Origin of the sequence: Roseateles microcysteis (assembly GCF_036880965.1) — a bacterium.
Lineage (GTDB): Bacteria > Pseudomonadota > Gammaproteobacteria > Burkholderiales > Burkholderiaceae_C > JAUASW01.
Genome location: NZ_JBAJMV010000002.1, coordinates 22,489 through 43,245, shown reverse-complemented (window position 1 = coordinate 43,245; position 20,757 = coordinate 22,489). Strand labels below are relative to the sequence as shown.

At 64.5% G+C, this 20,757-nt stretch carries 21 protein-coding genes and 1 tRNA gene; 8 read left to right on the top strand and 14 right to left on the bottom strand.

Translation table 11 applies throughout. From position 1 onward, the window contains the following. Positions 1–24 precede the first annotated feature (24 nt). Together V3596_RS05115 and cysM are read right to left on the bottom strand one after the other, a co-directional pair. Entirely contained in the window at positions 25–570 is a 546-nt protein-coding gene (locus V3596_RS05115; RefSeq protein ID WP_334276537.1) for an NUDIX hydrolase, read from the bottom strand. Continuing rightward, positions 567–1,487, bottom strand: a complete 921-nt coding sequence (gene cysM / locus V3596_RS05110; protein ID WP_416383961.1) for a cysteine synthase CysM — start codon at positions 1,485–1,487, stop codon at positions 567–569. Before cysM ends, V3596_RS05115 begins: the two co-directional genes overlap by 4 nt. Positions 1,488–1,561: 74 nt before the next feature. Here cysM and V3596_RS05105 point away from each other — a divergent pair. After that, positions 1,562–1,646, top strand: a tRNA-Leu gene (locus tag V3596_RS05105). A 125-nt stretch (positions 1,647–1,771) separates the two neighbouring features. Beyond that, positions 1,772–2,368 (top strand): rhomboid family intramembrane serine protease, encoded by a 597-nt coding sequence (locus V3596_RS05100; protein WP_334276534.1) that lies wholly within the window; start codon positions 1,772–1,774, stop codon positions 2,366–2,368. Positions 2,369–2,372: 4 nt separating this feature from the next. On the opposite strand, the gene V3596_RS05095 is transcribed toward V3596_RS05100, so the two are convergent. Then, on the bottom strand, positions 2,373–3,263 hold the full coding sequence (locus V3596_RS05095) for an SDR family oxidoreductase (protein ID WP_334276533.1): 891 nt from the start codon (positions 3,261–3,263) through the stop codon (positions 2,373–2,375). A gap of 93 nt (positions 3,264–3,356) precedes the next feature. Between V3596_RS05095 and V3596_RS05090 the strand changes: the two genes are divergently transcribed. The 3 genes from V3596_RS05090 (at position 3,357) to V3596_RS05080 (ending at position 6,395) form a co-directional block, all read left to right on the top strand. After that, positions 3,357–4,397, top strand: coding sequence for a CDP-6-deoxy-delta-3,4-glucoseen reductase (locus V3596_RS05090; RefSeq protein ID WP_334276532.1), 1,041 nt, complete (start codon positions 3,357–3,359; stop codon positions 4,395–4,397). After that, entirely contained in the window at positions 4,397–5,122 is a 726-nt protein-coding gene (locus V3596_RS05085; RefSeq protein ID WP_334276531.1) for a 2OG-Fe dioxygenase family protein, read from the top strand. Before V3596_RS05090 ends, V3596_RS05085 begins: the two co-directional genes overlap by 1 nt. Before the next feature lie 166 nt (positions 5,123–5,288). Beyond that, positions 5,289–6,395, top strand: coding sequence for a Leu/Phe/Val dehydrogenase (locus tag V3596_RS05080; RefSeq protein ID WP_334276530.1), 1,107 nt, complete (start codon positions 5,289–5,291; stop codon positions 6,393–6,395). Between the two features lie 63 nt (positions 6,396–6,458). On the opposite strand, the gene V3596_RS05075 is transcribed toward V3596_RS05080, so the two are convergent. The 9 genes from V3596_RS05075 to V3596_RS05035 all read right to left on the bottom strand — a co-directional run bounded on the left by V3596_RS05075 (position 6,459) and on the right by V3596_RS05035 (position 17,031). Further along, positions 6,459–7,190 (bottom strand): ABC transporter ATP-binding protein, encoded by a 732-nt coding sequence (locus V3596_RS05075; protein ID WP_334276529.1) that lies wholly within the window; start codon positions 7,188–7,190, stop codon positions 6,459–6,461. 16 nt (positions 7,191–7,206) lie between these two features. Beyond that, on the bottom strand, positions 7,207–7,989 hold the full coding sequence (locus V3596_RS05070) for an ABC transporter ATP-binding protein (protein WP_334276528.1): 783 nt from the start codon (positions 7,987–7,989) through the stop codon (positions 7,207–7,209). Positions 7,990–7,998: 9 nt separating this feature from the next. Continuing rightward, positions 7,999–9,081 carry a branched-chain amino acid ABC transporter permease gene (locus V3596_RS05065; protein WP_334276526.1) on the bottom strand — a complete coding sequence of 361 codons (1,083 nt, stop codon included), beginning with the start codon at positions 9,079–9,081 and terminating at the stop codon, positions 7,999–8,001. A 13-nt stretch (positions 9,082–9,094) separates the two neighbouring features. Beyond that, positions 9,095–10,024, bottom strand: a complete 930-nt coding sequence (locus tag V3596_RS05060) for a branched-chain amino acid ABC transporter permease (protein WP_334276525.1) — start codon at positions 10,022–10,024, stop codon at positions 9,095–9,097. Between the two features lie 234 nt (positions 10,025–10,258). Then, on the bottom strand, positions 10,259–11,566 hold the full coding sequence (locus V3596_RS05055) for a replication-associated recombination protein A (RefSeq protein WP_334276524.1): 1,308 nt from the start codon (positions 11,564–11,566) through the stop codon (positions 10,259–10,261). Between the two features lie 27 nt (positions 11,567–11,593). Next, entirely contained in the window at positions 11,594–13,276 is a 1,683-nt protein-coding gene (locus tag V3596_RS05050) for a cation:proton antiporter domain-containing protein (protein WP_334276523.1), read from the bottom strand. Between the two features lie 30 nt (positions 13,277–13,306). After that, the gene (gene lolA / locus V3596_RS05045; protein ID WP_334276522.1) at positions 13,307–13,927 is read right to left on the bottom strand and encodes an outer membrane lipoprotein periplasmic chaperone LolA; all 621 of its coding nucleotides are present in this window, start codon (positions 13,925–13,927) and stop codon (positions 13,307–13,309) included. Continuing rightward, a complete protein-coding gene (locus V3596_RS05040; protein ID WP_395385989.1) occupies positions 13,927–16,302 on the bottom strand; it encodes a DNA translocase FtsK in 2,376 nt (791 codons plus the stop codon). Before V3596_RS05040 ends, lolA begins: the two co-directional genes overlap by 1 nt. Before the next feature lie 60 nt (positions 16,303–16,362). After that, positions 16,363–17,031, bottom strand: coding sequence for a Crp/Fnr family transcriptional regulator (locus tag V3596_RS05035; RefSeq protein WP_282823098.1), 669 nt, complete (start codon positions 17,029–17,031; stop codon positions 16,363–16,365). 178 nt (positions 17,032–17,209) lie between these two features. On the opposite strand from V3596_RS05035, the gene trxB reads away from it, so the two are divergent. From trxB to rpmG, 3 genes are all read left to right on the top strand, one after another. Further along, complete coding sequence (gene trxB, locus V3596_RS05030; RefSeq protein ID WP_334276521.1) at positions 17,210–18,169, top strand: thioredoxin-disulfide reductase; 960 nt, start codon at positions 17,210–17,212, stop codon at positions 18,167–18,169. A gap of 208 nt (positions 18,170–18,377) precedes the next feature. Next, entirely contained in the window at positions 18,378–18,611 is a 234-nt protein-coding gene (gene rpmB / locus V3596_RS05025) for a 50S ribosomal protein L28 (protein WP_268153841.1), read from the top strand. Positions 18,612–18,640: 29 nt separating this feature from the next. Further along, positions 18,641–18,811, top strand: a complete 171-nt coding sequence (gene rpmG / locus V3596_RS05020) for a 50S ribosomal protein L33 (protein WP_282823100.1) — start codon at positions 18,641–18,643, stop codon at positions 18,809–18,811. A gap of 76 nt (positions 18,812–18,887) precedes the next feature. On the opposite strand, the gene V3596_RS05015 is transcribed toward rpmG, so the two are convergent. Together V3596_RS05015 and V3596_RS05010 are read right to left on the bottom strand one after the other, a co-directional pair. Next, complete coding sequence (locus V3596_RS05015) at positions 18,888–19,385, bottom strand: DUF3016 domain-containing protein (protein WP_334276520.1); 498 nt, start codon at positions 19,383–19,385, stop codon at positions 18,888–18,890. 104 nt (positions 19,386–19,489) lie between these two features. Beyond that, positions 19,490–20,710 (bottom strand): DesA family fatty acid desaturase, encoded by a 1,221-nt coding sequence (locus V3596_RS05010; protein ID WP_334276519.1) that lies wholly within the window; start codon positions 20,708–20,710, stop codon positions 19,490–19,492. Between the last annotated feature and the right edge of the window lie 47 nt (positions 20,711–20,757).

The following is a 20,757-nucleotide window of genomic DNA, read 5'->3' as shown; positions in this document are numbered from 1 at the left end:
TGCCTCAGTCGTTTGGCGTCGATTCTAGGGCTTGGGAAGTTCAAGCCATTGGGGCTCGATGCCGCGGGAGCGCAGCCACTGCGCCATCGCCTGTCCGGTACCGGCCGGCCAGCAGCGCACCTCGGCGGGCGGCAGCAGCTTGTACTCGGCCAGCTCGGGGGAGAGGCGGATCTCACCGCGCGCCGGCACATGGTAGGCAATGATGACCTGGTTCATGCGCTGGAAATCGTAGACGCCGATCAGCGCTGGCACTGATACGGCCTCAAGCCCGGTTTCTTCCAGCAGCTCGCGGCAGATGCCGGCTTCAGGCGTCTCGCCAGCCTCCATGAAGCCGGTGATCAAGCCAAAGAAGCGGCCCGGCCAGGCCGCATTGCGGGCCAGCAAGACCTGACCCTCACGGTCCAGGCATTCCACCACCGCGGCGAGCACAGGCGTCGGGTTGTTCCAGTGCGTATAGGCGCAGGCGGCACAGCGCAGCCGCTCCTTCGGGCCACTGTCCTCATCCTGAACCAGCCAGGCCAGCGGACCCGCGCACTGCGGGCAGAAGCGGTAGTTGCCGCCACCTGTCATGCGGGAAAGACGCCGGTGGAGAGGTAGCGATCGCCGCGGTCGCAGACGACGAAGACGATGGTGGCATCGCTCACCGTGCGTGCCAGCTGCAGCGCGGCCCAACAGGCACCAGCGGCCGAGATGCCCGCAAACAGGCCCTCTTCCCGCGCCAGGCGGCGCGCCATGTCTTCGGCATCGGCCTGGCTGACCAGGATCAGCTCGTCCACCGCGCTGGGGTCGTAGATCTTGGGCAGATAGGCCTCGGGCCACTTGCGGATGCCCGGAATGCGCGAGCCTTCCGATGGCTGGGCGCCAATGATGCGTACGGCTGCGTTCTGTTCCTTCAGGAATCGCGAGGTGCCAGTGATGGTGCCGGTGGTGCCCATGGCGCTGACAAAGTGGGTGATACGCCCGCAGGTATCGCGCCAGATCTCGGGGCCCGTGGTTTCGTAGTGGACACGCGGGTTGTCTACGTTGGCGAACTGGTCGAGCACTCGGCCCTTGCCATCGCGCTGCATCTGCTCGGCCAGGTCGCGGGCGTATTCCATGCCACCTGAGCGCGGCGTCAAGATCAGTTCGGCCCCGAAGGCCTTCATCGTCTGGGCCCGCTCGATCGACAGGTCCTCCGGCATTATCAAAACCATGCGATAGCCACGCACGGCCGCAGCCATGGCCAGCGCGATGCCGGTATTGCCGGAAGTGGCTTCAATCAGCGTGTCGCCCGGCTTGATTTCGCCACGTTCTTCGGCGCGCCGGATCATGCTGATGGCGGGCCGGTCCTTCACGGAGCCGGCCGGGTTGTTGCCCTCCAGCTTGGCCAGGATCACATTGCCGCGCGCGGCCTGATCGGCGCCGACAAGGCGCTGCAATCGGATCAGCGGCGTGTTGCCGATCACGTCTTCGAGGGTCTGGTAATGGGCTTGCTGCGGTCTTTCCATGGCGAGCATTGTGGCAGCCCCGGAGAAGCCCTGTGCACATGGCATAATCCGCAGCTCAGCAGGTTTTGCCCCTGGCCCGGGTGGCGAAATCGGTAGACGCAGGGGACTCAAAATCCCCCGCCGCAAGGTGTGCCGGTTCGAGTCCGGCCCCGGGCACCAGGTCAAAATCAGCTGACGAAGTCTTGGCAGATCGCCCCGCATGTCGGGGCTTTTTTGCGTCCGTCCCATGGGCGCCTGCCGCATACACTGGGGCCTTCCGCCCACGTCGACACGCCAACAAGACCATGCCCCAACTGCCACCGCTGACCAAAGCCCTGATCCTGGCCTGCGTGGGCGTGTACTTTCTGTTCGAGCTGGTTCCGGGTGCCGGGTGGTTCGCGCTTTGGCCACTGCAGTCCGGCAACTTCATGCCCTGGCAGCCATTGAGCTACGCCTTCCTGCATGGCGGCTTCACCCATCTGCTGTTCAACATGCTGGGCCTGTGGATGTTTGGCTCGGAGCTGGAGCGCGTCTGGGGCCGCCGCCGCTATGCGCAGCTGCTGATCGCCGGTGCATTGACCGCGGCGCTGGCACAGCTGGTGTTCTCGGCGCTGATGCATTCCAACGCGCCCACGGTCGGCGCGTCTGGCGCTCTGTTCGCGCTGCTGCTGTCCTTCGGCATGCTGTTCCCGAATCGCATCATCACGCCGCTGATCCCGCCGATTCCGATGAAGGCCAAGTACTTCGTCGCCATCTTCGGCACGCTGGAGTTGCTGCTGGGCACGCGCCTGCTGGACTTCGGCCCGACCAACGTTGCCCACTTCGCCCACCTGGGCGGCATGCTGGGCGCCTACCTGCTGATCCGGTATTGGCGTACGCGCGGCCCTCGCCGCCTGCGCTGAATCGCTAGACCAGGCCTTCGCGCACCGTCGGATAGCGCAGCTTCAGGCGCAGCTCGCGCTTGAGACGGACATTGGCGAGCCGTCGCGATTCACTCATGAACGAAAGGCGCACCGGGCTCATCTGTGCCGCAGCCTCGGCCCGGCTCAAGCGCGGCGGCCGCGCCAGGCCGCAGAGTTCGGCTGCCAAGTCGAAATAGTCGCCCATCAGGAGTTCGGTGTCATCGCAGACATGCACCGCCCGCTGGGGCAGCGCGTGAAAGAGTGCCGCCACGCAAGCTCGCGCCAGATCGTCGGCATGGATGTGATTGGTGTAGACATCATCTTCGCGCCGCAGCACCGGCGCACCACTGAGCAGGCGCTCGCGCGGATGGCCGCCTGGGCGATCAGGCGCATAGATGCCTGGCACACGCAGCAAGCTCACGCGCGTGCCGAAGCGACGCGCAAACAGACGGAGCTGCTGCTCGGCATCGACCCGACGCTGGCCCCGCTCGGTGGCCGGCGCCGTGGCTCGCGTCTCATCAAAGCGCGCGCCGCCGCAATCGCCGTAGACGCCCGTCGTGCTGACATAGATGAGGCTTCGCGGGGCCTTGCGCAGTGCAAGTGCCTGCAAGAGGTGACGGCTTCGTTCGTCGGTGGCGCCCACGGAGGCCGGTGGCGCCATGTGCAGCACATGTTCAGCCAGCCCCGCCAGCCGCGACAGAGTGGCTGGCTCGTCGAGATTGCCGAGCAATGGCAATGCACCTGCATCACGCAACGCCGCGAAGCGCTCTGCACTCGAGGTCAGGGCAAAAACCTGCCAGCGCGAAGCAAGGAGCTTCAACACCCGCATGCCGACGTCGCCACAGCCAACAATCAGCAAACGCGGCCGGCGCAGGGGTGACGAAGGCAGGGACATTGGCGGCTCAGGCAAAATGGCGCCCGAGTGTACGGCCCGCGGCTTCTTGCGCGGGCCGCGGTTTTTTTGTCCACGTTCGCACCCTTCCCGCCCATGAATCTGCAGGTCACCGTCCAGCCCAGCGGCCGCGTCTTTGAAGTCGACAGCGATGAAACCATGCTGGCCGCGGCCATCCGTGCCGGCGTGGGCTTGCCTTACGGCTGCCGCGACGGCGCCTGCGGCTCCTGCAAGAGCAAGCTGCTGGAAGGCAAGGTCGTGCATCGCGAGCATCAGCACAAGGCCTTGAGCGTCGAGGAAGAAGCCGCCGGCTTCGTTCTGACCTGCTGCGCCAAGCCGCAGACCGACTGCGTGCTGGAAGCGCGCACCGTGCCCGGTGCCGGCGAGTTCGCGGTGCTGAAGCTGCCCAGCCGCGTGATGAGCATCGAGAAGCCGGCCAGCGATGTTGCCGTGATCAAGCTGCAACTGCCGGCCACGCAGAACTTCCAGTTCCATGCCGGCCAGTACGTGGAGTTCATCCTGCGCGACGGCGCGCGCCGCAGCTACAGCATGGCCAATGCACCGCACAACCTGTGCACGCCAGCCGCCATCGAACTGCACATCCGCCACATGGCCGGCGGCAAGTTCACCGACCATGTGTTCGGCGCAATGAAGGAAAAAGACATCCTGCGCATGGAAGGCCCCTTCGGCAGCTTCTTCCTGCGCGAGGACAGCGACAAGCCCATCGTGCTGCTGGCCAGCGGCACCGGCTTCGCGCCGATCAAGGCCATCATCGAGCGCATCCAGCATCTGGGCCTGACGCGGCCGCTCAAGCTCTACTGGGGCTGCCGCAGCAAGGCCGATCTGTACCTGCACGACTGGGCGTTGAACGCTGCGGCCACGATGGGCACACTGGAATACATCCCCGTTCTGTCGGAGCCCAAGCCCGAAGACGCCTGGACCGGCCGCACCGGCTTCGTCCACCAGCAGGTGGTGGCCGACCTGCCCGACCTCTCGGGCCACCAGGTCTATGCCTGCGGCGCGCCCATCGTCGTGGAATCGGCGCACCGCGATTTCGTCGCGCAATGCTCGCTGCCGGATGATGAGTTCTACGCGGACTCGTTCACGTCCGAAGCCGACAAGCAAGGGGCTGAATGATGTTCCAGCCGCCCTATGTCAACGCAGAGAAGTTCCAGACTCAACTGCATGACCTCGGGCATGCAGTCATCGCGCCAGATCTCGTTCAGTCTTTCTTCGGTGTTCAGCCTGAGCAGCTCGCAAGGCTCAGCGGCTACTGGGACAAGCTCCCCCCCGACAACTTCCTGAAAGACGGCGGCCGCTACCGCTTCCGCCGCCACAGCTGCTTCGTCGTCGATGGCGATGAAGTCATTCAAAGCCCGCACCGCGCGCACTGGCAGCCGCTGGACTACAACGCCCTGCACGGCGGCATCGAGCGCCTGTTCGAGCCGATGGAGCAGGCGGCCACCGCCCTGCCCGCCTGGCAGCAATTGCTGCGCGGCCTGGCCTCCATTGCTTCAGGGCTCAAGGGCGAGAAACCCTGGTTCGTCGAAGCGCATCAGTTCCGCATCGACACCACCGACGGCATCGGCCGCCCGACGCCTGAAGGCGCGCATCGCGATGGCGTCGACCTCGTCGCCGTGTTCCTGATCAACCGCCATCAGATCAAGGGCGGCGAGTCACGCGTCTTTGAAGCCGCCGGCCCGCAAGGCCAGCGTTTCACCATGACCCAGCCGTGGACGCTGCTCCTGCTGGACGATGAGCGTGTGATCCACGAAACCACGCCGATCCAGCCGGACGGAGGCCATGGCCACCGCGACACCCTGGTGGTGACGCTGCGAGCCGGTGGCTTTCAGGACCCCTGAAAGGCGGCACTCCGTGAAGGCATGCCAGCTTGGCATGGCTTGATGCACAGCTGGCGAAGGCTGTTGCTGCCCTGCGCACCTAAAATTCGTGGCGCTGCCACAAGCGGCATACCGCCCGGCCTCCCCGGCTGGCTCCACGAACGCATCACGAATGCCAAGCACGACCATGAACGCCGTCTCCGACCTCGCCCGCGCGCTCCAAACTGCGCCCACCGCCTCCCTGCCCTCTTCGCTGTTCGGCCTGCCCGACCAGGCTCCGCATGAGCGCGTGCTGCTGGCCGCCGATGAAGAGACCGGCCTCAAGGCCATCCTGGCCGTGCACAGCACCGCCCGTGGCCCGGCCTTCGGTGGCTGCCGCGTCTGGAGCTACGACAACGAACTGGCCGCGCTGAACGACGCGCTGCGCCTCTCGCAAGGCATGAGCCTGAAGAACGCGCTGGCCAATCTGCCCTTCGGCGGCGGCAAGGCCGTAATCCTGAAGCCCGCCGTCATCAAGGACCGTGCCGCGCTGTTCGCCGCTTTCGGCCGCGCCGTGCAGTCGCTGGAAGGCGCCTACATCACCGCTGAAGACGTGGGCACCACGACCGCCGACATGCTGGGCATGCAGGCCACCACCCAATTCGTCTCGGGCATTCCGCGCGCTGGCGCCTTCGGTGGTGACCCGAGCCCCAAGACCGCCTATGGCGTGTTCGTCTCCATCGAGCGAGGCGCGCGGCTGGTGCTGGGCCGTGAGTCGCTGGAAGGCGTGCGCGTCGCCCTGCAAGGCCTGGGTGCCGTGGGCTGGCATCTGGCCGAGTACCTGCACAAGGCCGGCGCCAAGCTCGTGGTGGCCGACGTGGACGCTGCCAAGGTGCAGCGCGCTCAAGAGCAACTAGGCGCGCAAGCCGTGGGCATCAATGAAATCCTGTCGGCCGACGTAGACGTGCTGGCGCCTTGCGCCCTGGGCGCCTCGCTGAACATCCAGTCAATTCCGACGCTGAAGGCCAAGCTGATCGCTGGCGCTGCCAACAACCAGCTGGCCACCGCCGCTGACGGCGATGCGCTGCAAGCCCGCGGCATCACCTACCTGCCCGACTACCTCGTGAATGCCGGCGGCATCATCAGCGTGGCCCGCGAGTACCGCGGCGAAGGCGAAGAGAACGCCGTGATGGCCGAAGTCGCCCTGATCGCCAACCGCGTGGCCGAGCTGCTGGAACGCGTGAAGAGCGAAGGTTCGACGCCGGGCCGCGTGGCGGACGCCTGGGCCCGCTCACTGCTGGTCAAGCCCGCCTGAAGCTATTCAGTCGGCGACAAAAAGGCGGCCTGCGGGCCGCCTTTCTTTTTGTGCCGAGGCGACTTATTCGCCCAGATATGCAGCCCGCACCTTGGGGTCGTTGAGCAGCTCTTCGCCAGCACCGCTCATCGTCACCTCGCCCGACTCCATCACATAGCCGCGGTTGGCCAGCTGCAGCGCACGGCTCGCGTTCTGTTCGACGAGCAGCACGGTCACGCCCTGCTGGTGAATGTCGTTCACCACCTCGAAGATCTTGTCGACCATGATGGGCGAGAGGCCCATCGAGGGTTCGTCCAGCAGCAGGAGCTTGGGGCGTGCCATCAGCGCGCGGCCCATGGCCAGCATCTGCTGCTCGCCGCCTGACATGGTGCCGGCCAGCTGCTTGCGGCGCTCCTTCAGACGCGGGAACAAGGCGAACACCTTCTCGATGTCGGCCTCGATTTCCTTCTTGTCATTGCGGATGTAGGCGCCCATCTGCAGGTTCTCGGTGATGGTCATGCGCGTGAAGGTGCCACGACCCTCGGGCACCATCACCAGCCCCTGCTTGACCAGGTCCCAGGCGCCTTGGCCCTTGATCACGCGCCCCATGTAGCGAACTTCGCCTGCGTTGCTGGGCTGCAGGCCGGTGATCGCCTTCAAGGTGGTGGACTTGCCGGCGCCGTTGGCACCGATCAGGCTGACCAGCTCGCCCTGCCGCACCTCGAAATCCACGCCCTTGACAGCCTGGATGCCGCCATAAGCCACCTTGAGCCCACTCACCGCGAGCAGGATGTTGCCTTCGTCAATTGCTGCCATCTTGTTCTTCTTCTCGTCAGTGGGCCGCATGGGCACCCAGATAGGCCTCGATGACCTTCTCGTTGCGCTGCACTTCGGCGGGCGTACCTTCGGCGATCTGCTTGCCGTAGTCCAGCACCGTGACGCGATCGCACAGCCCCATCACCAGCTTCACGTCGTGCTCGATCAGGAGGATGGTGCGGCCGTCGTTGCGGATGCGGTCGATCAGCTCGCGCAGCACGACCTTCTCGGTGGCGTTCATGCCAGCAGCCGGTTCGTCGAGCGCAATCAGTTGCGGATCAGTGGCCAGCGCGCGGGCGATTTCCAGGCGGCGCTGATCGCCATAACTCAGCGTACGGGCCTTGAACTCGGCCATGTGGCCGATGCCCACATAGTCCAGCAGTTCCTGTGCGCGCTTGGCAATCGCCGCTTCCTCGGCCTTGAAGCCAGATGTGCGGAAGATGGCGCCGAAGATGCCCGATTGGCTTCGCACGTGGCGGCCCACCATCACGTTCTCGAGTGCCGACATCTCGGCAAAGAGGCGGATGTTCTGGAAGGTGCGGGCAATGCCGGCCTTGGCCACCTGATGCACGGCCTGCGGCTTGTAGGCCTGGCCGCCCAGCTCGAACGAGCCGGCGTCCGGCGTGTACAGGCCGGTCAGCACATTGAAGAACGTCGTCTTGCCGGCGCCGTTCGGGCCGATCAGGCCATAGACCTGGCCGCGGCCGATCTTCAGCGCCACGCCGGACAAGGCCTGCAGGCCGCCGAAGCGCTTGGAGACGCCGCTCACGTTCAGAACGAAATCAGTAGTCGTTGTCATTTCAGCGCCTCAATTCGCAGCCTTGGGCGCGGCCTTGCCGTGCTCGGGCGCAGGCCACAGGCCTCGCGGACGCAGCAGCATCACGCCGATCATGGCCAGTGCAATCAGGAGCTGGCGCAGGATGGCGGCATCAAGCCGGCCATCGCTCATCTCCTGCAAGGGGCCGGCCACATAGCGCAGCACTTCCGGCAGGGCCGCCAGCAGCAGCGCACCCAGCACCACGCCCGGGATGTGACCGATGCCGCCCAGCACGACCATGGCGACGATCATCACCGACTCCTGCAGGCTGAAGGACTCGGGCGAGACAAAGCCCTGGAAGGCCGCGAACATCGAGCCGGCCACGCCGCCGAAAGTCGCCCCCATGCCGAAGGCCAGCAGCTTCATGTTGCGGGTGTTGATGCCCATGGCCTTGGCCGCGATTTCGTCTTCGCGGATCGCCATCCAGGCGCGGCCGATGCGCGAGGTCTCGAGCCGGTAGCAGATCAGGATGCTGGCCAGCACCAGGGCCAGGAACAGGTAGTAGTATTGCGTGATCGGCGGCACCGTGAAGCCCATCAGCTCCAGCGGCTTGCTGAGGTCGTAGCCCCAGAAATGGATGCCGTCGATCTCACCGATGCCGCGCGGGCCGTTGGTGACGTTGTCCAGGTTGTTCATGAACACCCGGATGATTTCGCCGAAGCCCAGGGTCACGATGGCGAGGTAGTCGCCGCGCAACTTCAGCGTCGGGGCGCCGAGCAGCACGCCGGCCAGCGCCGCCAGCGCCGCGCCCGCCGGTATCAGCAGCCACAGCGGCATGTGCACGCCATTGGGGAAGGCGGCGGCAAAGGCTTCAAAGTTCTGGCTCAACTGCGGGCTCGCCAGCAGGCCGAACATATAGGCACCGAGCGCATAGAAGGCCACGTAGCCAAGGTCCAGCAGGCCCGCATAGCCGACCACGATATTGAGGCCCAGGGCCAGCATCACGTACAGCAGGGCGAGGTCGATGATGCGCATCGGGCCGTTGCCCAGGCCCAGCGAGGCGCAGATGCCCGGCATCAGCAGCAGGGCCACGGCCACCACCGCATAGAGCACAAACTTGTTCTTGGTTTGCATGATCGTCAGCTCCTCAGGCCCGGTCCGCCACGCGCTCGCCCAGCAAGCCCGAAGGTCGCAGCGTCAGCACGAGGATCAGCGCCATGAAGGCAAAGATGTCGACATAGTTGCTGCCCAGCACGTCGCCGGTGATGTCGCCCAGGTAGTTGCCGCCGATGGCCTCCAGCAGGCCCAGCAGCAGTCCGCCAAGCATCGCCCCGGCCAGGTTGCCGATGCCGCCCAGCACCGCGGCCGTGAAGGCCTTCAGGCCGGGCGTGAAGCCCATCATGTGGGTGACCGAGCCATCCTTTGCAGCCAGCATCAGGCCGGCCACGGCAGCCAGCGCGGCGCCGATGACAAAGGTGGTCGAGATGATGAAGTCGGGCTTGACGCCCATCAGCGAGGCCACGCGCGGGTTCTCGGCCGTGGCGCGCATGGCGCGGCCCAGCTTGGTGCTGTTGACCAGCCACAGGAGCGCCGCCAGGATCGCCACGGTCAGCCCGAGGATCACGCATTGCGTCAGCGTGATCACGGCCGTGGAACCGGCGACCTGGTAATGCACATCGGGCAGCAATTGCGGGAAAGCCTTGGGATTGGGCTTCCAGATGATCATGGCCACCGTCTGCAGGAGCAGCGACATGCCCATGGCCGTGATCAGCGGCGCCAGGCGCGGCGCATTGCGCAGCGGCCGGTAGGCAATCTTCTCGATCACGAAGTTCAGGATGGTGCAGATGACGATGGCGCAGCACAGCGCCACGCCCATCATGGCCCAGCCGGGCATGCCGGTCTCGCTCAAGGCGCCGACCACACTCCAGCTCACCAGGGCGCCCACCATCAGGATTTCGCCATGGGCGAAATTGATCAGGTTGATGATGCCGTACACCATGGTGTAGCCCAGGGCCACCAAGGCATACATGCTGCCCAGCACCAGGCCGTTGACGACCTGCTGGATCAAGGTATCCATCGAACTCTCCCAATGGAGCCGCCCTTGTGGGGTAGCTCCCAGATTCTCACAAGCTTGCCCTGCGGGCCTAACTAAAACAAAGGCCCGCGTCTTGTGTATGGCGCGGGCCCAGCTCAGCCTTCAATCTTGCAGGCGAGCGGGATTGTAGGAGGCCAACAGACCCATCCCGTTCGTCAAAACCTGGTGATAACCCGCAGTCAAGGCCATGCCGGGGCGCTCCGCGCCGGCTGATCTTCAGTTGCCCTCGCCGGCCTCTTCATCGAGCTTGCGCAAAAAGGCAAGCTTCTCGCCGATCTTGACCTCCAGGCCACGCGGCACCGGCTGGTACCAGCGCGGCTCGCCAACGCCGTCCGGCAGATAGGTTTCGCCAGCCGCATAGGCATGCGGCTCGTCGTGCGCATAGCGGTATTCATGGCCGTAGCCCAGCTCCTTCATGAGCTTGGTCGGCGCGTTGCGCAGATGTACCGGCACCTCGCGGCTCTTGTCCTGCTTCACGAAGGCACGCGCTGCGTTGTAGGCGTTGTAACCGGCATTGCTCTTGGCCGCCACGGCCAGGTAGATGACGGCCTGGCCCAAGGCCAATTCGCCTTCCGGGCTGCCCAGGCGCTCGAAAGTCAGGGCCGCGTCGTTGGCGATCTGCATCGCCCTCGGGTCTGCCAGGCCGATGTCTTCCCAGGCCATGCGCACGATGCGCCGGGCCAGGTACCTGGGGTCGGCACCACCATCGAGCATCCGCGTCAGCCAGTAAAGGGCGCCATCCGGATTCGAGCCACGCACCGACTTGTGCAGGGCCGAAATCTGGTCGTAGAAGTTGTCGCCGCCCTTGTCGAAACGGCGAGCATTGAGGCTCAACGCATTGCTGATGAACTCGGCATTGATCTCCGTGATGCCTGCGGCCCCGGCTGCCGTATTGCATTGCTCCAGCAGGTTGAGGAAGCGACGGGCATCGCCGTCTGCGTAGCCGATGATGGTGTTGACCGCCTGCTCATCGAAGTGCAGTTGGCCCAGCAACTTGTCCTGCGCCCGCTGGAGGAGCTGCCGCAGCTCTTCGTCCGTCAGCGACTTGAGCACATAGACCTGCGCTCGTGACAGCAGTGCCGAATTGACCTCGAAGCTCGGGTTTTCGGTGGTGGCGCCGATGAAGGTGAAGAGCCCCGACTCCACATGAGGCAGCAGCGCATCCTGCTGCGACTTGTTGAAGCGATGGATCTCGTCCACGAACAGGATGGTGTGCTTGCCCTGCGAAAGGAAATGCTGGGCCTTTTCCATCGCTTCGCGGATGTCCTTGACGCCCGAGAACACGGCCGAGAGCGCGATGAACTCGCACTCGAAAGCTGTCGCGGTGAGGCGCGCCAGCGTGGTCTTGCCCACGCCCGGCGGCCCCCAGAAGATCATCGAATGCGGCTTGCCCGACTTGAATGCCAGCCGCAGCGGCCTGCCTGCGCCCAGCAGATGGGACTGGCCGACGACTTCGTCCAGTGTCCTGGGCCGCAGGGCCTCGGCCAGCGGCGCTGCGGGTTCTTGGGAAAACAGGTCACGCATTGCCGCTACCTCGGTGGCTTCGAGCCATCACTGCTTGCCCAGTTGCGCCAGCGCGCGCTGGCCAAGGCTCTCTGCCAGCGCCTGTTCCGGCTGCAGCACCTCGCCGACATTGCTCTCGCGCAGGAGATTGGCCTCGTCTTCGCTGCGCGCGCACAGCAGCACCTTGATCGAAGGGTTGAGCTGGCGGGCGGTGTCGCACATGCGGCTGGCCTGCATGCTGTCGCCTGCAGTCACCACCAGCATCGCGGCACGCGCGATATGGGCCTGGATCAGGACGGCCGACTCGCTGGCATCGCCAACGACCGCGGGGAAGCCTTGCTCACGCAAGACCTCGACACGCTCGCGCTGGAGCTCGGCCACGACGACCGCCAAGCCCTTGGCGCGCAGCATCTGCGCCAAGGGTGCACCCACGCGACCGTGGCCGACCAGCACAACCTGCCCTTGCAGCAGCGCCGGGTCGACACTCGTGGGCAGCTCAGCCAGCGGGTCGTCGCGCTGTTCAAGCTTTCGGGCCAGCGCCGAGCGGCGAAGGATCCAGGCTTGCGCAGGAGCAATGGCCGAAAACAGCACCGAGTTCAACGCAATCGAGATCAAGGCACCGGCGAGCACCAGGCTTTGAACTTGCGCATCCACAAGCCCCAGACTGCGCCCGAGGCCGATCAGGATGAAGGAGAACTCGCCGATCTGCGCCAGGCTCGCGCCAACGGTGAGCGCCGTGTTGAGCGGGTAGCGCAGCATCAGCACCAGCGCCAGCGCCGCCAGCGTCTTGCCCACGATGATGACGCCGGAGACCAGCAGCACCTTGACTGGCTCTTCCAGCAGCACCCGTGGGTCGAACAGCATGCCGACCGACACAAAGAACAGCACCGCGAAGGCGTCTCGCAGCGGCAGCGATTCATCGGCCGCGCGGTGGCTGTATTCCGACTCGCGCAGCATCATGCCGGCGAAGAAGGCGCCCAGCGCGAACGACACATCGAAAAGCATGGCCGCGGCAAATGCCACGCCCACCGCTGCCGAGATCACGCACAAGGTGAACAGCTCACGCGAGCCGCTGCGTGCCACCGCAAACAGCAGCTTGGGCAGAGCGCGACGGCCGAAGATCAGCATCAGCGCGATGAAGCCGCCGACCTTTGACAGCGTGATGAGCACCGTCATCGCCAGGCCACTGCCCAGCGCTTCTCCACTCAGGAGTCCGGCCATCGGCGGCAGGAGCACCAAGACGAGCACCATCACCAGGTCTTCAACGACCAGCCAGCCCACCGCGATGCGGCCATTGGCCGTCTCGAGCAGGCCTCGGTCCTCCAGCGCGCGCAGGAGCACCACGGTGCTGGCAACGGAGAGCGCCAGCCCGAACACCAGCGCTGTGCCAAAGCCCCAACCCCAAACCCAGGCAAGACCTGCCCCCAAGGCAGTTGCCACAGCAATCTGCACAATCGCGCCCGGCACGGCAATGCGCTTCACCGAGAGCAGGTCGCCCATGGAGAAATGCAGGCCAACGCCAAACATCAGGAGCATCACCCCGATCTCGGACAGCTGGCTGGCCAGGGCCATGTCGGCCACAAAGCCGGGCGTGGCCGGCCCTATCAGCACGCCAGCGAGCAGATAGCCAACCAGGGGCGGCAATCGCAGCTTCAGGGCGGCGAATCCGAAGATCAGGGCCAGGCCGAAACCGGCGGCCAGGGTGGCTATCAGGCTGACGTCATGGGGCATCGTCGCCAGGGCTCCTTGCGGGTGGATGCGTCATTGTTCGATCAGGTCGGCACCGGCGGGCAGCTTGAAGCGGAACTGCTCGGCCGGGATGCTCGGGTTGGCAACGACGCCGGCAAATTCAAGCAGCGACTTCTGGCCAAAAGCATCGACGATCTCGATGGCCGCCAGCTCGCCGCTCTTGAAGGCAATGCGCAGGTTCTGGATGCTGCCCTCAGCCTGGCGCGGCGTTGCCAGCACCCAGTCAAGCCCCTTGTCGCTGGCCTGGGCCTTGAGAATGAAATCGCGTGCGACATTGCCGCCTGCGAGCAGGGCTGCCGGCGTGGCGCCCAGCGCCTGGTCGATCTTGCGGCTGCTGGCCTGGTTCAGGTCGGGGTCGAAGATCCAGACCTTCTGGCCATCGGCCACGATGGTCTGCTCGAAAGGTTTCAGGTAGACGAAGCGGAACTGGTTGGGCCGCTGGAACTCGAAGCTGCCGGAAGACTTCTTGGTGCGCTTGCCGTCTGGCGAAGTGACTGTCTGCGTGAAACTGGCACGGCCGCTCTTCACATCCTTCAGGAAGCTGTTGAGCACATCGACCGAATCGGCTTGCGCTGCGGCGGCGAGCAAGGACAGCGCCGCAAGGGCCAAGATTTTTCTGAGCAGCTTCTTCATCATTCCTCGCGCCGCGGCACGATCAGGTCGCGGCTGCCATTTGTGTTCATGGAACCGACCAGGCCCGACTTCTCCATCTGTTCCAGGAGGCGCGCCGCGCGGTTGTAGCCGATGCGCAGATGGCGCTGGACCAGCGAGATCGAGGCGCGCTTGTGCTGCAGCACGATGGCCACAGCCTGGTCGTACATCGGGTCGGCCTCGCCGTCAGACTGGCCTGGCGCCGGCGCTTCACCGCCCTCGCCGCCTTCCAGCACGCCGCCTTCGAGGATGCCTTCGATGTAGTTCGGCTCGCCGCCCTGCGCCTTCAGGTATTCGACGACGCGATGCACCTCGTCGTCGCTGACAAAGGCGCCATGCACGCGGATCGGCAGGCCCGTGCCCGACGCCATGTAGAGCATGTCACCCATACCCAGCAGCGCTTCGGCGCCCATCTGGTCGAGGATGGTGCGGCTGTCGATCTTGGAGCTGACCTGGAAGGACAGGCGCGTCGGGATGTTGGCCTTGATCAGGCCGGTGATCACGTCCACCGACGGGCGCTGCGTGGCCAGGATCAGGTGGATGCCGGCCGCACGGGCCTTCTGCGCGAGGCGGGCGATCAGCTCTTCGATCTTCTTGCCGACCACCATCATCAGGTCGGCCAGTTCGTCGATCACGACCACGATGTGCGGCAGGCGCTCCAGCGGTTCCGGCTCCTCGGGCGTGAGGCTGAAGGGGTTGCCAATCTTGTCGCCGCGTTCCGTGGCCTCGTCGATCTTCTTGTTGTAGCCGGCCAGGTTGCGCACGCCCATCTTGGACATCAGCTTGTAGCGCCGCTCCATTTCGCCAACGCACCAATTGAGCGCGTTGGCGGCCTGCTTCATGTCGGTCACGACCGGCGCCAGCAGATGCGGGATGCCTTCGTAGACGCTCATTTCAAGCATCTTGGGGTCGATCATGATCAGCCGCACGTCGCGCGCCTCGGCCTTGTAGAGCAACGACAGGATCATCGCGTTGATGCCGACCGACTTGCCGGAGCCGGTGGTACCGGCGACCAGGCAGTGCGGCATCTTGGCGAGGTCGGCCACCATGGGCGCGCCGATGATGTCCTTGCCCAGGGCCATGGTGAGCAAGGAGGACGCATCGGCATAGACCTGCGAGCCGAGGATCTCGGACAGGCGGATGGTCTGGCGCCGCGCATTGGGCAGCTCCAGCGCCATGAAGTTCTTGCCAGGAATGGTCTCGACCACGCGGATGCTCACGAGACTCAGGGAACGCGCCAGGTCCTTGGCCAGGTTGACGATCTGCGAGCCCTTGACGCCGGTGGCTGGTTCGATTTCGTAACGGGTGATCACCGGGCCTGGCGAGGCTGCCACCACGCGCACCTCGACGCCGAAGTCGCGCAGCTTCTTCTCGATCATGCGCGAGGTCATCTCCAGCGACTCGGGCGTCACCGACTCCACGCGCAGCGGCGCCGCATCGAGCAGATCGACCTGGGGCAGCTTGGTGTCGGCCGGGTCGCTGAACAGCGTCTTCTGGCGCTCCTTGGCCACACGGGTGGACTTGGGCACTTCGATGACCGGCGCCTCGATGACGATGGGCACGTGCTCAGCGATCACTTCGCGCTCGCGCTCCACCTCAACCACCTGCTTGCGCTCCAGCACCGCCTGCTCGCCGACCTTCTGGTCTTCGGCCATCTCGCGGCGCTCCTGGCGGCGTTCGCGCAGGCCCTCGATCCAGGTGCCGAGCTGCTCGGCCAGGTTCAGCCAGGAGAACTTCAGCGCCAGTGAGGCACCGACCAGCAGCAATGCGATCCAGACCACGCCGGAGCCGGCAAAGCCCAGCGCCTTCATGCTCCAGGGGCCCAAGACGTAGCCCCAGACGCCGCCGGCATGGCCGGGCAGGCGCGGCTCCCAACCGTAGAGGCGGGTCCATTCCAGCGCACAGCTGGCAGAGATCAGGAGCACCAGGCCCAATGCAAACAGGCCGACACCCCGCATCGGATGTTCGGGGGCAGGTGTTGCCTCCTGCGCGCGCAGCACCCGGGCCAGCGAGCCCAGCCACAGCCGCAAGGCGGCCAGCATCAGCCACCAGGCCGAATAGCCGAAGCAAAAGAACAGGAGGTCGGAGAACCAGGCGCCGAGCGCGCCGACGCGGTTGGCGAACAGCTCGCGGCTGCCTGAAATCGAGAAAGCGGCGTCCGCGCGGTCATGGCTGACCAGGGCCAGCAGGGCCAGACACCAAAGGATGGCGCCAGCGATCAGCCACAGCGGCGTGCGCATCGGGTGCGCCGCCGGCGCGGGTGCTGGCGCAGGCTTTTTTCCTTGGCGTTTGTAAACCTTGTCAGCGGCCGGCGCAGCGTCGCCGCCACCCAGCAACGAACCTAATGGGAAGCTCATGCCGCCATTGTGGCGCATGAATCAGGGCCTCCCTCCCGGGAGGCCTCCGATGCGCCGCCATCAATCGTGCTGCAGGCGTTCCTTGATGACGACGGAGCCGTTCTCCAGCGTCTCGATCACGCCCTTGTCTTCCAGGTCCTTCATGACGCGGCTGACCATCTCGCGCGAGGCGCCGACGACCTTGGCCATGTCCTGGCGAGAAACCTTGCCGCGGATGATCTTGATGCCCTTCTCCTCCTCGGCCATGTCCAGCAGCGTGCGAGCGACGCGGCCGTACACGTCCAGCAGCGCAAGCGACTCGATCTGGCGGTCGGCGTTGCGCAGGCGGGCCACCAGGCCACGCAGGATGGCGTAGGACAGGCTGCTGCTCTCAGGCAGGCAGCGCGAAAACTCCATGCGGCCCAGCACCAGCATGTCGGTCTGCACTTCGGCACGGACGGTGGCCGAATGTGGCTCGTTGTCGATCAGGCTCATTTCGCCCACGTAGTCGCCGGGCTGAAGCACAGCCAGGATGACCTCGCGACCACGGCTGTCTGCCGTCAGCACGCGGGCGCGGCCATTCAAGAGAATGAACAGCGCATTGGATTTGGTGCCTTGCTCGACAATGACCTCGCCGCGCTTGAAGCGGCGCTTGACCACGCTGTCGGCAATCGACTGGGCCTGATCGGTGGTCAGCAGAGAGAACAGGGGCACCCTGCGGATCAGGTCCAGGTTCGACAGCATCGCCATATGAAAAGCCTCCGGGTTGGATGATTGAGCGATGACCTTGCTCAGGTTCGGGCAAGGGTCGCAGCCTAAAATGGGCGCATTGTGCCAACTGGTTCACGCATTCACATAGGGTTTAGGCCGTATAAGCGCCGGCCGACACCACTTGTGTGCGTTGCGAGCAACCCTATCTAGACATTCCATGACCCAGACCAACCAACATCACAAGCTGCTGATCCTCGGTTCCGGCCCCGCCGGCTACACGGCTGCGATCTATGCTGCGCGCGCCAACCTGCAGCCCACGCTGATCACCGGCATCGCGCAAGGGGGTCAATTGATGACGACCACCGAGGTCGACAACTGGCCGGCCGATGTGATGGGCGTGCAGGGTCCGGAGCTGATGCAACGCTTCCAGGAGCATGCCGAGCGCTTCAACACGCAGATGGTGTTCGACCACATCAACGAGGTCGATTTCTCCAAGCGCCCGTTCACACTGAAGGGTGACAGCGGCACTTACAGCTGCGATGCCCTCATCATCGCCACCGGCGCCTCGGCCAAGTACCTTGGCCTGCCGTCTGAAGAATCATTCATGGGCCGTGGCGTCAGCGGTTGTGCGACCTGCGACGGCTTCTTCTATCGTGGCCAGGAAGTCTGCGTGGTCGGCGGCGGCAACACGGCTGTCGAAGAAGCGCTGTACCTGAGCAATATCGCCAGCAAGGTGCACGTGATCCACCGCCGCGACAAGTTCCGCGCCGAGCCCATCCTCGTTGACAAGATGATGGCCAAGGTCGCCGAGGGCAAGATGGTGATGCACACCTTCAACACCCTGGAGGAAGTGCTGGGCGACCAAAGCGGCGTCACCGGCGTGCGCATCAAGAGCACGAATGACGGCTCGACCACCGAGCTCAAGCTGCAAGGTTGCTTCATCGCCATCGGCCACCAGCCCAACACCGACATCTTCAAGGGCCAGCTGGAGATGAAGGACGGCTATATCGTCACCAAGAGCGGCCTGAACGGCTTCGCGACGATGACCAGCGTGCCAGGCGTGTTCGCCGCCGGCGACGTGCAGGACCATGTCTACCGCCAGGCCATCACCAGCGCCGGCACCGGCTGCATGGCCGCGCTTGACGCGCAGCGCTACCTGGAAAACGCAGGCAGCTGATCGCGCCCGGTCCGCCCTTTGGGTATTCCCGCATTTGTGTGGCACAATCGCGGGCTTGCCTGCTGGATGGATCGCCCTCGCCCAGCAACGCTGCTTGCAGACCGCAAGTAGCGGCTGAACGGGTTTAGCAGGCATAGAGCGATCATGTGGTCGCAACGTCGAACGACGATGCGACTGGGTAGAAAGACATCAAACCGGAGAAGCGTCAATGGCACGCGTCTGTCAAGTCACGGGCAAGAAGCCCATGGTCGGAAACAATGTTTCCCATGCCAACAACAAAACCAAGCGTCGGTTCCTGCCGAACCTGCAATATCGCCGCTTCTTCGTGGAGAGCGAAAACCGTTGGGTGCGTCTGCGCATCAGCAACGCCGCTCTGCGTTTGATCGACAAGGTCGGTATCGACCAAGTCGTTGCCGATCTGCGCGCCAAGGGCGAGCTGTAATCGTCCACTAGGAAACAAGGAGAACTACCATGGCATCCAAAGGCGGACGCGACAAGATCAAGCTGGAATCCACAGCCGGCACCGGTCATTTCTACACCACGAACAAGAACAAGAAGACGACGCCCGAAAAGCTCGAATTCATGAAGTTCGACCCCAAGGCCCGCAAGCACGTCCTGTACAAGGAAACCAAGCTGAAGTAATTCAGCCTGGCGCTTCAAGCCTGAAGAAAAAACCCGCCGATGGCGGGTTTTTCTTTGGGCGCTTGGAAAACGGCAATCAGCGAGCAGCCGTCACCGTCTTGCCGAACTCGTCCTTGAACCAGTTGTCCAGCATGCGCTTTTCGAAACGAAGCTGGTCGCCCGGCGAATAGCGATTGAAGCGCTCCATGTAGCTCATGTCCGCCACATGCGACTTGCCTTCCTTGACCACCTTGCCGCCCTCGCTGAGCTTGTAAGTCAGGTCCATGGTCGGGATCGTGATCTGGCGCATCACCCGCAGATTGTCCATGCGCCGGCCAACGGGCTCTTCTTCACCGGCCAGATTGATGTCAGTCACTTCGATCACCAGGTCCTGCGAACCGCTCACAAACTTGGAGGCCTGGGCCACCAGGTGCTCTTCGATCAGCTTGAGCGTTTCATCGGGACGACCGCTCCAGCGGCCGATGTCGGCAAAGCCCTCCGACTTGACGAACTTGACGGTCACGGCCGCCTGGGCGCTTGCGGCGACCAGCAGGCCGGCAAGCAGCAATGGCTTGAGAATCAGCTTGACGTTCATGGGGCCCTCCTTGGCTTCATGCAGACAGCCAAAGTATAGGCAGCGGCCATGAAAAAGGCGCCGACTCGCGGCGCCTTTTACTTGCGTTAACGCTCCGGAAAAACTCAGGCCCGGGCGGCGCGCAAGCTCATCGAGAAGGCACGCAGTTCGGCGATGCCGCTTTCTTCGGCCTTGCGGCACCAGGCCTGCAGATCCGCCACCAGCTGCTCGGCCGAGACATTGGTGCGCGTCCACATCTGGCGCAGCTCTTCACGCATCGACACCAGCTTGTCCAGCACCGGGCTGGCAGCACGGGCACCGTCGATATCAGCCATGAAATCGGCCGGAATGAAATCGGTGTCGCGGTGCAGCCAGCGCTTGGCCAGCTTGAACTGGGCCCACTTGGCGCTGTGCTGCTCACCTTGCGCCTTCAGCTTGGCCAGTTCGCCAGCGCAAGCTGCCTTGAGGCCACGGCCATAGGCGGCCATCACCTCATAGCGATTGGCGATCAAGGCCTCCAGCGTCTGCTTGTCCGCCGGCTTGATCTCGCCGAGCTGCAGCTTGGGCGCGGTCTTGCGAACCTTGGCCCAGCCGATCATTTCCATGGCGCGGATGTAGCCCCAGCCGATGTCGAACTCGAAAGGCTTGACCGAGAACTTGGCCGACACCGGATAGGTGTGGTGGTTGTTGTGCAGCTCTTCACCGCCGATCAGGATGCCCCAGGGCGAGACATTGCGCGACGCATCGGGCGCCTCGAAATTGCGATAGCCCCAGTAGTGCCCGATGCCGTTGATCACGCCGGTCGCCCAGACCGGGATCCAGGCCATCTGGATCGCCCAGATGGTGGCGCCGATGGCACCAAACAGCGTCAGGTTGATGATCAGCATCAGACCCACACCCTGCCAGGAGAAGCGGGTGTACAGATTGCGCTCGATCCAGTCGTCAGGCGTGCCTGTGCCGTACTTGGCCATGGTCTCCATGTTCTTGGATTCGGCCCGGTACAACTCGACACCGGTCAACAACAGAGCCTTCAGGCCGCGGGTCTGCGGGCTGTGCGGATCTTCCTCGGTTTCGCACTTGGCGTGATGCTTGCGGTGGATGGCGACGAATTCCTTGGTCACCATGCCCGTGGTCAGCCACAGCCAGAAACGGAAGAAGTGCGAAGGGATGGGGCCCAGCTCCAGCGCACGGTGCGACTGCGCACGGTGCAGAAAGATGGTCACGCCCAGAATCGTGAAATGGGTCAGGACCAGGGTATAGCCAACGATCTGCCAAACGCTGGCATCCAGCAGGCCGTAGCCCAGCCATTGCACGAGGGCGTCGCGAACAATCAACAACTCATTCATTCAGTCCAAACCTTTACCCAACGACGGGCGAAATATGTAGCACGGAT